Origin of the sequence: Dyadobacter chenwenxiniae, assembly GCF_022869785.1 — a bacterium.
In the GTDB taxonomy this organism is placed as follows: Bacteria; Bacteroidota; Bacteroidia; order Cytophagales; family Spirosomataceae; genus Dyadobacter; species Dyadobacter chenwenxiniae.
Genome location: NZ_CP094997.1, coordinates 3224346 through 3237425 on the forward strand (window position 1 = coordinate 3224346; position 13080 = coordinate 3237425).

General features: G+C 45.9%; 11 protein-coding genes. 2 read left to right on the top strand and 9 right to left on the bottom strand.

Annotated features, from left to right (window positions below):
* Window positions 1-152 precede the first annotated feature (152 nt).
* Window positions 153-365 (top strand): hypothetical protein, encoded by a 213-nt coding sequence (locus MUK70_RS13775; protein WP_234608228.1) that lies wholly within the window; start codon window positions 153-155, stop codon window positions 363-365.
* 4 nt (window positions 366-369) lie between these two features.
* Here the strand turns inward: MUK70_RS13775 and MUK70_RS13780 are convergent, their stop codons facing one another.
* Complete coding sequence (locus MUK70_RS13780; protein WP_234652982.1) at window positions 370-2109, bottom strand: glycoside hydrolase family 9 protein; 1740 nt, start codon at window positions 2107-2109, stop codon at window positions 370-372.
* Between the two features lie 151 nt (window positions 2110-2260).
* Window positions 2261-2674, bottom strand: coding sequence for a Dabb family protein (locus tag MUK70_RS13785; protein ID WP_234652983.1), 414 nt, complete (start codon window positions 2672-2674; stop codon window positions 2261-2263).
* A 173-nt stretch (window positions 2675-2847) separates the two neighbouring features.
* Between MUK70_RS13785 and MUK70_RS13790 the strand changes: the two genes are divergently transcribed.
* Window positions 2848-3288, top strand: a complete 441-nt coding sequence (locus MUK70_RS13790) for a cupin domain-containing protein (RefSeq protein WP_234652985.1) — start codon at window positions 2848-2850, stop codon at window positions 3286-3288.
* A 6-nt stretch (window positions 3289-3294) separates the two neighbouring features.
* Here the strand turns inward: MUK70_RS13790 and MUK70_RS13795 are convergent, their stop codons facing one another.
* The 7 genes from MUK70_RS13795 to MUK70_RS13825 form a co-directional block, all read right to left on the bottom strand.
* Complete coding sequence (locus MUK70_RS13795; protein ID WP_234652987.1) at window positions 3295-3456, bottom strand: hypothetical protein; 162 nt, start codon at window positions 3454-3456, stop codon at window positions 3295-3297.
* A 34-nt stretch (window positions 3457-3490) separates the two neighbouring features.
* A complete protein-coding gene (locus tag MUK70_RS13800; protein WP_234652989.1) occupies window positions 3491-3973 on the bottom strand; it encodes a DUF6934 family protein in 483 nt (160 codons plus the stop codon).
* 89 nt (window positions 3974-4062) lie between these two features.
* On the bottom strand, window positions 4063-5100 hold the full coding sequence (locus MUK70_RS13805; protein WP_374759713.1) for a DUF6807 domain-containing protein: 1038 nt from the start codon (window positions 5098-5100) through the stop codon (window positions 4063-4065).
* 21 nt (window positions 5101-5121) lie between these two features.
* Window positions 5122-6462: a Gfo/Idh/MocA family protein gene (locus MUK70_RS13810; protein ID WP_234608222.1), complete on the bottom strand. Its 1341-nt coding sequence runs from the start codon at window positions 6460-6462 to the stop codon at window positions 5122-5124.
* A gap of 120 nt (window positions 6463-6582) precedes the next feature.
* Window positions 6583-7950, bottom strand: a complete 1368-nt coding sequence (locus MUK70_RS13815) for a 3-keto-disaccharide hydrolase (protein WP_234652991.1) — start codon at window positions 7948-7950, stop codon at window positions 6583-6585.
* A gap of 183 nt (window positions 7951-8133) precedes the next feature.
* Entirely contained in the window at window positions 8134-9795 is a 1662-nt protein-coding gene (locus tag MUK70_RS13820; protein WP_234652993.1) for a RagB/SusD family nutrient uptake outer membrane protein, read from the bottom strand.
* Between the two features lie 42 nt (window positions 9796-9837).
* Window positions 9838-13026 carry a SusC/RagA family TonB-linked outer membrane protein gene (locus tag MUK70_RS13825; RefSeq protein ID WP_374759705.1) on the bottom strand — a complete coding sequence of 1063 codons (3189 nt, stop codon included), beginning with the start codon at window positions 13024-13026 and terminating at the stop codon, window positions 9838-9840.
* Between the last annotated feature and the right edge of the window lie 54 nt (window positions 13027-13080).

The window sequence follows — 13080 nt, forward strand, 5'->3', positions numbered from 1 at the left end:
TTAGCTTATTAATAAAGTCCCTTTGCTTCCGAATCTATTCCACTGCAAAGAAATCGTTTAAAGCCGGTCAAAGTGTAGAATTTAATAGGCATTAGAAACGTATACGCTTTGGGAACGAAAATTGAGCATTGATTGGAAAAAATCACACAAACATGGCTACGCAATCAAAAAAAGAAAATGTAGAAGGCGGCTCACCCACACACGGTGGCCCAAAAGGCATCGAAAAACAAAAAGATGACAGCGCGAAACCTTCGAAAACACTTTCCAAAGAAGCAGCGAAAGAGTCTGAGGACGAAAATATGACAGGTCAAAAAGGCTATAACGAAACGCCTCCGACCGTGCCCGTCAAATCAACCAAACAGTAAGCGGTTATTTCATCTCCGACAATGCTTCCAATGCTGCTGACAAGTAAACCATAGGCGCATTCCAATTGATCGCAATCTCGTTCGAGGCATAAGAACAGTCATCGTCCGTGAAAGACTCGTCCGCAAATTTGCTCGTGTAAGTCGTGCATTTGTCTTGTTGAGCAGGATTGGGGCCGCCGGATAACAGTCCGGGAACGGGGTCTGCAATACCATCGGCAACGGACGGCCGATGGTGCGGATGCATCACGCGTTTCGAGCCAAATCCCGTCAGGAAGCAGTAACCGGTTGCATTTCTGCCCAGCAAATAGTCCAGATTCCCCTGCGCTGCCTGCGTATACCGGGGGTTTTTCGTAAGTTTAAAAGCGTAAAGTAACGCGATGCCCTGGTTGGCAGCCACGGAGCTGCTTCCCCATGAATAATCCTTCGCTGTTTTGCCCATTACGGTATGATATGGCTGTTTTTCAAGATCCGTCAATAGGTTATCGGCGAAAGATATAATATTCTTTTCCAGGCTCTTGGTCAATGCAGGATCTGCCTTAATTTCTTCTGCAAACCGGATCAACGTGTAATAACCTAAGGTTCTTACTTGACTCCATGTAGGCAAAGGCATCGCTTGACCGGCCTGGAAGTCTATATCTTTCAGATAATCCGGCTTCTTCGTCAACGCGTACATTTCGGCCGCTGCCCAAACCCATTCGTCCTTTACATCCCGGTCTCCATATGCGCCTGTTACTACATCAGGATCAAACTTTTTATTCATTTCATCTTGGTTGTAAAGCACCGCAGGATTCTTCTTCGCCCACTCCCAACCCTTTACTGCTGCCGTGACGCAGGAATCCGAAAGTCCGGGAAATTTATTCTCAAAATTCTTAAAAATACGCGCCGACTGCGCCATCACTGCAACAAAGTCTAATGTGGCAGCAGTGCCTTTCTGAACTACATAACGTGGATTTTTAGCAGCATCCGGCATGACCATTCCGTCAAATCGCGGATTGGTTAATTTATGATAAACGCCGCCGTCGGCCGGATCCTGCATGGTAAGCATCCAGCGCAAGTTCCAAAGCGCTTCGTCCAGCACATCGGGAACGCCGTTGTTGCTTTCCGGGATGTTGGTCATAAAATTTTCACAAAACGACGGATAATCCTCATACAACGACAGCAGCGTGCCCATTGTAATACCGGAATTGACAATGTATTTATTATAATCGCCCGCGTCATACCAACCTTTGGATGAGCTGATCACTGCGTTTTCAGGTCGCGATTCAGAGACCGCGGATGCGTGGATCAGCACTTTGTTATCAGGATGTCCCGCAGGTCTGGCCCACTTTCCCGCAAATTTTTCGGGCAGATCAATGGAAACACGTTGATAGTAAAAGCCTTTTAGTGAAGCCGCTGCAACTTCCTTGTAAACCCTTTCTTTTATTTCGAATGGCGCTGATTTTCCCAAAGACTGGACTTCAACAAAATATTTACCTGCTTTGCGAATGCTGGAAAAGTCCGCAATGCGGCTGATTTTGCCGGAATGCTGGTTGGTTCGCGGCTCGCTGAGCCTGCCTTTGAAAACCGTTTTACCTGTTAAAACGTCTTTCAGTTCAAATGGTGTTTGCTTCTCACTAAGCACAATAGCTATTTTCTGCGCATTCGGATAAAACCCGATCTGGTTCAAACGGATGGGTGCCGGAGCACTTTGCGCCAACAACAAATTAAAAAAACCCACTAAGATTAAACAAAGGAAGTGGAGCATGATTTGCTTTATAAATCGGCAGGACTGCTGCATGGGCTTCATGTAGGATTAGAATATCTGTATTAAAAAGCAAAAAGGCCAGCTCTTTACCGCTGGCCCGCCTAAATTTCACATTGGGCAATCAATGCTGTGCACGATGCCGACACCATGCCTATCCTACTTTTTTCGGACCAACTGAATCATATACAACGACCTTTTCCCACAAATGAGCGTATTCTTTGACAAAGTCGAGATGGATCGGGTGCGTTTGATAAATTTCCTCTTCGATTATATTTTTGAAAAAACACATCCAGGAAAACGTGTAATCCCTTACAATCACAGACCTGCTAGTTTCGGCTGGCTTACCAATGTGTACATATTGAATGGTTGGAACCTTTGCCAGCTTGTGCAAGCCTTCCAGTAATTTCGCCTCATCCTGTGCATTGTGAGGGTCTTTCAGATAAAAATAAACGTGGTGAATAAACAGTTCCTTTACTTTTTCCGGCTCAGCTGCCAGCGGGGAAATTGAAGCAATTGTAGCTAATCCTGCATTTTGCAAGAATCTTCTTCTTGATTTGTCTTCCATGTTTTTATTAGGCGAGTGTCCCGGTTCCGATCGGCAAGGGTTTGTCAGATTTAATATTCCAGTTTACGGAGGTCAAGAATACAACATCTTTCCATTCTTTTCAAACCCACTGTTAATGGTAGGATTGAAAAATCGGGGTCTTTTTGTTAAACATCATTAAACCTGTTGACACAATGTATTTTACAAAAAGAGATTTCGGTGTTGCGGCGGTCACGGCATGCCTGACGATCACCTGTATATTTGCAAACTCGCCTGGCGCAATCCTGGATTCCTCTATTTTTGATTGGAAAGATATGCAAGTGAAAAATACCAAGACCGGCGCCGTACGAACTGTTTTCCGTTCACAAACGGCCACATTGGGCGAGCTGGAATGTCACATCACAACATTGAATCCGGGCGACAGCTCGCACCCACCGCACAAACACCCGGAAGAAGAAATCATTATCATTAAAGAAGGAACCGTAGAAGCGTTGGTCAACGGCAAAATGAAGCAAGTGGGCCCTGGTTCCGTCATTTTCCAGGCCTCCAACCAAATGCATTCAATCAAGAACGTGGGTAAAACGCCGACAACGTATCATGTATTCAGCTGGCACTCGGCTGGGATGAAGAAGTAAGGGGAATTAATTTTGCTTCCTTAAAAATTCTTCGGGAACAGGGTAAGCTTTCAAAAGAGACCTCATTTTATCCGATTTTTTATCGAAATAGACCCTTATTTTTTCGATATCCTGAGCTGAAAATTTCTCAGAATCTTTATTTTTATCACTTTCAATTATAGTGTCCATAGTGTCATATTTTTGATGAAGGTAAAAATACAAATCATTTTAAGGATAACAAAAAAGCATCATAATTGACGCCCGATTTCAGACTTTGCCAATTATTATGCCATTTTGGATATATGATTGCTAAAGGATTATTCCTCGTTTTATCTGTAACCAAACCCTTGATTACGTAGCGTTCACAAAGCTCAGCCATATATTTGTTAATTCCCATTTGATATTTTCTTGTTCTTTTGGCACAGCTGCCAGTTGCATATATACTTGCATTAGGATGGGCATTAAGAAAATCCAAAGCAATTTGAGCAACCGTCCCAAGAATCTTATCGGTGTCACCATTTCTAGTTTCAACAGAATCGTCGGCATATCTTGACTCTTTGTGCCACACGCCGAAACCTAAATTAAAAATATCTTCACCTAACGGTGTGAATGCGACGAGCATCGTAATTCTGCCTTGCCTTCCTGTGCTGTTAAAAACATACATAAATGGATCCAGCTGATCCAACTCGTATTTTTCCAATTTCATAAATCATAGTGTGCAATGAGCCGCAATAATAACCAAAAAGAGCCACAGTTTCCTGCGGCTCTTTTGGCAATGTTGATTATAATTCAGCCCTACTTCGTCTTGGCGTAATCTGCGGCCATCGCATTGATGGCCTCGTCTTTCAGATGCTCCGATGCGATTACCAGCCGATAGCGAAATGTGGTGGATTCGCCTTTTTTTAGCTTGAAGTTGAGCGTTTCTTTGCCGTCACTTAATGCCTTCATGCCTAATGGATTTACGGCGAAAAGGCCGTAGCCGCGGGCATGCCAGTAGGCTGGGTAACCTACATTTTTCGGGTGATCGATCATGGCTACACTGATGTTTTCATCTTTGATCTTTCCTGTGAGGTTGCACCAGATGGCGCGCTTGCCCCAAACAGCTTCTCCTTCCACACCATTGCTATTGCGGTAATTTCCAGTGATTCCTTCATTGTTCATGACCGGAACCTTGGTGGCTATGCCGCTCGCATCGGTGAAAATCTCAGGCTTGTTTGAAGGCAATTCCAGCTCGCGGGCCACACGGATCGCGAACATTCCGTCCTTAATGTCGGGCATCGCCACTTCGTCCAACACGGCGGTTAAGGTTGTGGAACGGTCGATAATACGCTGGTCGCCTTTTCCGCTGAAATGATAGGTGGTAGTTTCCTTTAATGTCAGGACGCCATTTTTATCCTTCCAGTCGGCTGTTACCGTCAGTTCACCTTTGTCTTTTCCACTTTTCATGGATTTGATGCCGGTGTGGATGATGGTTCCGTAAGCGCGTTTTGCGTGGTCCACCGCATTGGAATTGTTCCAGTAGTCGTTACCATTCACATCCTCGTAATTGAGCCAGATGCCCACGTGGTGCGGATGGTCTACTCGCTCACCTGGTCTTGGATCGAGCGGCCAGCCTCTCGTAATGAGCGTTCCCTTAGCCGTTTGCACCGGATAGAGCACTGCTTTTTTCAATACATCTTCACCCGGATAGAAATAGGAGGTAAAAGCTTTGCCATCGATTTTGACTTCAACCTTCTTTTCCTTCTCATTATTAACCAGATCCACTTTTTGAGCTTGCACCAACCCACCTGCTGCGAAAACAGAAAATGCAGTTGCTGCGATGCCCTTCGTTATAACATTCACGTTCCGTGTCGTTTAGCTTAAAACAATGTCTTTCTTCTTAGGATCCCAGCTCACGCGCTTGCCTGTATGCAACGCCTGTGTTGCCATAATGTTCGCCACCGAGTGGTTGAAACCAACACGTGCAGGCGCATTGCTTTCTTTACGGCTGCGGATACATTCCATCCAGTTGCGCATGTGAAGTGAGGTCATCGGGTCAGAGCCGGTATTTGCGTCTGTCGCGATTTTGTCGCCTGCTTTTAGCGACATTTCCGTCAGCAAGTTGGCTTCCATCCCCATTCCTTTGGCGTCTTTTGCTGTTAAACCACCCTCAGGAGTGATCTTATTGGTGTCGAGGTTAATCATACCACCATTAGAGTAGTAATATTCTTTCACACCGCCTGCTTCGTTATTGAAACGGGATGAGTAAATCACCTGAAAGCCTTTTTCCTTATTATCAAATGGTCCGTATTCAAAAGCGGCGCTGAATGTGTCTACGTTCGTACGACCATCCTTCCAAGTGTAAATTCCACCATTGGCAACCACATTCCTTGGCGCATCAAGTCCTGAGAACCAATGCACTGTGTCGATCTGGTGAGCCATCCATTGTCCAGGGATTCCAGAGGAGTATGGGTAAAACAAACGGAATTCCAAATAGTAACGCGGGTTCCATTCCACTTTCGGACGGTTCATTAGGAAGCGGTCCCAATCCGTATCCTCTTTTCTGATCTGAGAAACCAGCTCCTTGCGTCTCCAACGGCCCGGCTGGTTCACATTCCAGGTCATTTCAACCGTAGTAATGTCGCCGAATTTGCCTGATTTAATGTATTCATAAGCGGCCCAGTAATTGGGTGCGCTGCGGCGCTGGGAGCCAACCTGCACGATTTGTTTTGAAGCTTCAACTGCTTTTAAAGCAACTTTTGCATCCTCCAATGTTTCGGCGAACGGTTTCTCCACATACACGTCACGACCCGATTTCACGGCTTCCGCGCAATGCAATGCATGCTGGAAATCCGCCGTGCTGATGATGACAGCGTCTACATCTTTACGACCGAGCAATTCTTCGTTATTTCTTGCTTTTGCAAATTCGGCGGAAGTATAAGGCTTACCTTTCATAAATGCCTCAGCCTCGTCGCGGCGGCGGTTCCAAAGATCGGAAACACCCATAAACTCAAAGTTCAGTTCTTTTGCATGATCAAAAAAACTTGGGGCCAGAGAGCTGCGGAAACGATCGGAAAAACCAATGATCCCCACACGTACGCGGTCATTCGCGCCCAAAATTTTCCGATAACTTGCTGCGCTAAAAGCATTTGAACCAACAGCAACACCCGCCGAAGCCAGCGCTGCATTTTTTATAAAATCCCTTCTGCTTGTCATGTTTTTGATCTTAAAAAGTTAATTTTCAGTTAATGGGCCGCGAGTTTGGCGGGCAATCAGTTGTAAAAAACCGGTGGACTTTTATCTACTCTAAAAAAAGATTTTTTTTGAGCAGCGGATTTATTTAATTTCTTTCACTTTCAAACTACGGAATGAGACATTGTCGCCGTGATCCTGCAGAAGCAGATTCCCTTGTTGTGATAATCCAAAACCTTCAAAGCCTTTGAATTTCGATTCTGCAACAAAATCCTTAAACTGCTGAGACCCGCGCACGTACTCTACTACTTTGTAACCATTCAAAAAGTGCTGAACGGTTCCGTCCTTCTGAACCACAATCCTTCCCTGGTTCCACTCCCCTATTTTCTTCACGGCGTTTTTGGGTCTGTCGGCAGGAATTACATCGTAGAATGAGGCAATGGTCCTGTTTCCGTTTTTTCCAAGTTTTGCGTCCGGATGTTTTTCGTCGTCCAGCACCTGATATTCACAGCCAATGCCTGACTTTCCACCTGAATTAAATTTCTGATCTACAAAATATTTTACGCCACTATTAGCGCCTTCTGTTAGTTTAAAATCAAATTCAAACTCGAATGCCGGGCCGTACAGTTTCTTGGTAACAATGTCATTCCCGGTTTCTGAACCGTCAGATTTTGATATGGTAATGGTTCCGTCTGCATAATTCCAGCGTTTGGAAGGAAAATCTGTCCCGCCGTATGAACGCCATTGATCGGCTGTTTTTCCATCATAAAGCAATGCGTATCCCTGCGCTTTTTCGGCGTCATTAAGGGAGTTGGGGATTAGATTTACAATGCGAATGTTGGCTGCCGGACTAGGTTTTAGGTCTGTCGTTTTGATCCTTACATTTTTCCAGCTTACCTGCGTTCCTTCAAGGTCTTTACTGCCTATGGCATGCACTTGCAGACAGATAAATCCGCTCGGTGTCATATCGTCAATTACGTGTGCAACAGGAACGCCGTTCAGGAATGTACGGATAGAACTCCCAATGGCTTCAATGCGGTATTTGTTCCAGGCGTCTTTTTTGAATGCTTTTTTTGCCTCCGGGTTCAAGTCCAGCGGATAGAGCCAGCCTCGGCGTGCTTCGTCGTAAAGTCCGGCTGAGTAAGCACGGTCGCTGGGGTCAATTTCAACCTGGTAACCGTGTACGCGGCCATTTTGATACTCGGGTGTTGACAGGCTTCTGATCTGAATGCCCGAGTTTAGCTTATTATCCACTTTTACATCACATTCAAAAATGAAATCACCGTAATCCTTCTCGGTTGTCAGGAATGAATTCGGCGTGTCGGTTACCGATGTTCCTACAATGGCGCCGTCCTTTACTTCATATTTAGCTTTTCCGTTCAGTTGTTTCCAGCCGGTCAGGTCTTTTCCGTTGAAAAGATTTTCCCATCCGTCTTTCGATTTTTGCGCATTCGCCAATGTTAGGGTGACCAAAAGGATTAAAATGGTCAGCGGAAATCTTTGTTTTTTCATTGTAAAAAAGGAACTCTGTTTGATAAATGAACTTAGTAACGGACTAAAATGGACTTCCGTACATTATCAATATAACGATATTTTGCATACGTTACCCTTACTTTTAACAAACATTCCCATCATCCAAAGGACGTTTAAATCCTCTGCATGATGGGAATGCGCATTTTTAATTCAAATCAATGATCAATAGCCCGGATTTTGGGGGAATGCTGCCGCACCGCCTTCCGTTCTGTCAATCTGTGTCTGCGGGATAGGACGCAGCAAATGGATTGGCTTCACATTCGGGGCAGCTTGCGGATTGTATTTTTGAACCCTTTCAACCAGATTACCCCAGCGTTTCAGGTCCATCCAGCGAATTTGTTCTCCGAGCAACTCACGTCCACGCTCTTCCATCAGCATTTCCATGTTCATGTTTGCCTGCTTGATCTCCATAGCAGCGGTTTTTCCAGGGAATGCTGCACGACGACGCACCATATTGATCGCCTCTGTCGCTTCTTTCACCTTTCCTGTCAGCAGTTGCGCCTCAGCCAACAACAAATACGTGTCTGCCAAACGGAAGCACATATAATCGCGGCTTCCCGGCTCGTAAGTGCGGTCTGGACGAAGCGGATCAAGGAATTTTTTGTTTGTCGGGAATAAAGCTTCGTCGTAACGGCTTGGTACTAACACCTGATAAGGCTTTTTAGCACGCTCTGCCAGCGGCATTTCATAGCCGGGAATGAAGATCGTGGTGTCACCCGCTTTGAATGTTACTGTGGATTTCGAGTTATCGAAAACGTTGGTAAACGTGCCCGGGTTGTTACAGATCCAGGTGTCCTTAAATGTCTTTTTATAACGCGAATCATTTACACGGTCAGCAAAAACAGTTTCAAGACAGTATTTCGTTGGGCGCATGCGTTTGAAAGGACGACCATTTACAATGTCCCGCACCATTCCTGCCTGCACATCATACTGCATTCCAAAATAGAGGTGCAGGCTGTTTCCAGTGCCGTTCGTCAATGGATCAGTTGTGTACTGAACCGCAAAAACAACCTCATCATGATTCTGATTTCCCTGGTCAAAAACACTTGCAAAATCCGGTAACAGCTTGAAAGTGTAGTTATTGATCACATTGGAAGCATAAGTTGCCGCTTTGGAATAATCATCCGCCGCTTTCGAAGTGGAATTGCCTTTTGCCAGATAAACCATTGCCAGCAAATGTTCCGCCGCAGGCCGGGTCGCCCGCCCATAATCCGTTGCTTTCGATTTGGCTTCAAGATCAGGCAAAGCAGATTCCAGGTCGGAAATAATCTGTTTGTAAATTTCCGATTCCGGTGCGCGGGACGTCTTCTTGGTAGGCAAAATGGTTTCTGTTAACCTCAGGTCAACGCCGCCATATTGCTGCATTAAAAGGAAATAATAATGCGCCCGTAAAAACTTCATTTCCGCAACACGCGCTTTTTTAATGGCATCGGTAACGGTTGCCGCGGGTGCTCGTTCAATTACTGCGTTACATACGTTAATGCCGCGGTAAGTCTCGTCCCAGATCGTTGCCAGATAATCCACGGTTGGCTGCAACTGGGCATCGTAAAAGTGGAAACCTTTGTATCCGCCATCAGCGCCTGTTGCGTAAAGGTCTGTACCAAATTCGGTGATGGTAATCCCCTGCTGCGTGCCGTAATAGTTGCGCAGAGAGGAATAGGCTGATTTTGCCGCATCTTCAAACCCTTTGGGCGTATTAATATAATCATTCCCAATGCTGGAAATAACCTTTTCTTCCAGCAAATCGCTGCACGACTGACCCATGAGCATGAATGCCATTAAGCCAATGTATTTGTATGTTTTCTTTATGTAATTAAATTTCATTTTCGTCAATATTAAATGTTGTAACCAAACCTTTCAGGATGCTCAGAACTTCACGTTAAGTCCGACCGTGGATACGCGCGTTGCAGGCGTTACACCCGATCCAATGGTTGTATCAGAAGTTTCCGGATCCACACCATTGTATTTAGAGCGGTATTTTGACCAGATTTTAGGCTGCTGGATACTTGCAAACAAGCGAAGCGATTCAAGGCCCAGTTTTTTGGTCAGGTTGTTACTGAAAGTGTAACCGAAGTTGATGTTACGAATTTTCACAAACGAGCCATCGTAATAGATTATCGCCTGGTTATTTACCGGGAATTCCTGGTCTTTGTTAGGCTGAGGGAATTCGTTCGTCGGGTTGTTTGGCGTCCAGTAATCCACATACATTTGCTGATAGCGGCCTGCCAGTGCATTGTTATCCCTGTGGAAACCGCTGATGATCATTTGTCCTTGTCTTGCATAAATGAAGAATGAAAGGTCAAATCCTTTGAAATTGAAACGGTTGGTAATACCACCACTCCAATCCGGCACATCAGAACCAAGCTTCTGGCGGTCATCTGCATTGATTTTGCCATCTGGCTGTCCGGTCAGTTTTCCATCAGCGCTACGTCCGTTTACGTCCTGCACCTTAATTTGTCCTACACGGCTTCCGTAGGATTTAGCGGCATCCGCTTCGTTTGTCTGCCAGATTCCCGCTTTTTTGTAATCAAAAAACTCAGACAATGGGTAACCGATAAACCATTTGTTACCCAAATCATCCACCGCTCCATTGTAAAGCGAAATAATCTCTTCGGTGTTTTTGGTGAACTGGAAATCAGTCGTCCATTTGAAACCGTTTTTAGCATTGACGTTAATGGTAGAAACGCCCAGCTCAATTCCGCGGTTACGGGTTTCACCTACGTTGCGCGTCACAGCATTAAAACCGATAGAAGCAGGCAGCTGGTCAGAGAGCAGCAAATCCGTAGTATTCGTTTCATAAAGTTCAAGAGAACCCTGAACCCGTCCTTTGATAAAACTGAAATCGATGCCCACGTTTTTGGTTGCGGAAGACTCCCATCTCAAATCCGGATTTCCGATGGTACTCGGCCGATAACCGTAAGCGGGTGTGTTGTCCCATGCATAGATCGTTCTGCCCAGCAAACCTTGCGTTTGATAAGGCGCCACGCCTTGATTACCCACAGAACCATAGCTCACGCGCAGCTTCAAGAGGTCGAGCCAGGAAACGCTCTTCATAAATGGCTCATTGGAAATGTTCCAGCCCAAAGCAACCCCAGGGAATGTTCCGTATTTCGTGTTTTCTCCAAAACGGCTCGAGCCATCGCGACGGGCAGTGACGGTCACCAGGTATTTGTCGTTGTAATCGTAGTTAATACGCGCCATGTAAGAGTTCAGAGTCCAGGGAATCAACACACTGCCGACGCCAAGCACTGCACTTGCATTACCCACACTGTAAAACTGCTGCGTTTCGGCAGGTACGCCCTGAACCGAGATTGTGTTTGCCTCAAAGTTCTCACGCTGCACGGAGTGTAGCGCTGTAATGCCCAGATTATGCTTTGCAGCAAACGTTTTATTATAGGTAACAATGTTTTCCAACGTCCAGTTGAAGCCATATTGGTTATAAAGCGCGGCTTGCGGGTCACCGCCTTTACGGGCATTGGTCTGCGCACCGATGAAGCGGCCGCCGCGTTCAACTGCGAAATCCGGGCCGAAATTGATCCGGTATTTCAAACCTTCGATGATCTTCACCTCGGTATAAATGCTGTTGAAAATGCGGTATTTTTTTCTTTCGTCAACCTGCGCACCCGGCACGATTTCTGCGAGTGGGTTCGTCAAAAGCGCATCGTTTGTTGGTGCAAAGATGATCTTACCAGCGTCGTCATACGCCCTTCCCAGCGGATTTTGGTTTAATGTGAATGCATATGGATTCAGATCTTTACCATTTCGCACAGAATACATGAGATACGACGATATCCCAACCTTAACGCGGCTGTTAATGTTGTGGTCAATGTTTGCACGCAAAGAAGTTCTTGTATAGTCCAGTCCTTCCGAAATCCCCTTGTCTCTGAAAAAGCCTCCTGAAATGTAGAACTGTGTTTTCTCGTTTCCGCCTTGAACGCCCACTGAATGATTTTGCTGGAAACCCTGGCGCAGGATCATATCCTGATAATCCGTTGTGCGGTTTTTTGCGATACCGTCCAGTTCAACAGCTTCGAATAACTTCGAGTCCGCAAAAGCATCCACCTGGCCACTTGGAACTGGATTTCCGTTCGCGTCTTTATAAATGCTTCCGGATGCTATTCCACGGCGCGACTCACGCATGTATTCAGCAAATTCAGGACCTGAAAATAAGCGTATCTTGTCAAGCGCGTCCGTCACACCCACATAGGTGTCGTAGCTGATCGTGGTTTTACCTTTTGTAGATTCACCTCTTTTCGTAGTAATCAGCACAACGCCATTGGCACCTCTGGCACCATAAATGGCTGTTGCGGTCGCATCTTTCAGGATTTCCATCGATGCCACATCATTCGGATTCATGTCTTCATAACCTCCCGACACAAAATCGAACGGACGATTAGCCGCTGCCATCAGCTCATTCCGGTCACCTGCCAAGGGAATTCCATCCACAACATATAATGGATTGTTACCGGCATTGAATGAACGTCGGCCGCGGATCAGGATTTTCGGTGTAGATCCGGGCTTACTTCCAGACTGCGAAACGTCCACCCCCGCCACGCGGCCCTGCATAGCCTGGCCAATGTTCGTAATCGGCATTTCGCTGATCTGCTTGGCAGAAACAGACGAAATAGCACCCGTGGTCTGGCTTTTTTTCTGACTACCATAACCCACAACCACAACTTCCGAAAGTGCCTTCATATCGGCTTCCAGCTTAATGTCTACAATGCTTCTAGCACCAACCGCCACTTCCTGGGTGATAAATCCTACTGATGAAAACACAAGCACTGCGCCATTATCCGGCACTTCAATTTTAAACTGCCCGTCCACATCTGTGTTTGTTCCGCTTCTGCTCCCTTTCAACACTACAGACACGCCAGGAATGGGTGTATTGTCTTCTGATGAGGTGATTTTTCCAGACACCGTTTTGTCAATAGAAAAAACATGGGTTACGTGAGGCCGGTTCAGTGAAAATGCCTCGGCCGTGAAGCCCGACACGATCATCGCTGCCATGGTCAGACGCAGAGCGCTTTGACCAGTACTGGTAAATTTTCTTTTCATACGCATTGATTGGTGATTGATAAAGTTCTGACTGCTTATTGCTGGACGAGTTTT

Excerpts from the sequence above, each read along its gene's own strand:
- MUK70_RS13775 (WP_234608228.1), top strand. The coding sequence starts at position 153 with ATGGCTACGCAATCAAAAAAAGAAAATGTAGAAGGCGGCTCACCCACA.
- MUK70_RS13780 (WP_234652982.1), bottom strand. The coding sequence starts at position 2,109 with ATGCTCCACTTCCTTTGTTTAATCTTAGTGGGTTTTTTTAATTTGTTG.
- MUK70_RS13785 (WP_234652983.1), bottom strand. The coding sequence starts at position 2,674 with ATGGAAGACAAATCAAGAAGAAGATTCTTGCAAAATGCAGGATTAGCT.
- MUK70_RS13790 (WP_234652985.1), top strand. The coding sequence starts at position 2,848 with ATGTATTTTACAAAAAGAGATTTCGGTGTTGCGGCGGTCACGGCATGC.
- MUK70_RS13795 (WP_234652987.1), bottom strand. The coding sequence starts at position 3,456 with ATGGACACTATAATTGAAAGTGATAAAAATAAAGATTCTGAGAAATTT.
- MUK70_RS13800 (WP_234652989.1), bottom strand. The coding sequence starts at position 3,973 with ATGAAATTGGAAAAATACGAGTTGGATCAGCTGGATCCATTTATGTAT.
- MUK70_RS13810 (WP_234608222.1), bottom strand. The coding sequence starts at position 6,462 with ATGACAAGCAGAAGGGATTTTATAAAAAATGCAGCGCTGGCTTCGGCG.
- MUK70_RS13815 (WP_234652991.1), bottom strand. The coding sequence starts at position 7,950 with ATGAAAAAACAAAGATTTCCGCTGACCATTTTAATCCTTTTGGTCACC.
- MUK70_RS13820 (WP_234652993.1), bottom strand. The coding sequence starts at position 9,795 with ATGAAATTTAATTACATAAAGAAAACATACAAATACATTGGCTTAATG.
- MUK70_RS13825 (WP_374759705.1), bottom strand. The coding sequence starts at position 13,026 with ATGAAAAGAAAATTTACCAGTACTGGTCAAAGCGCTCTGCGTCTGACC.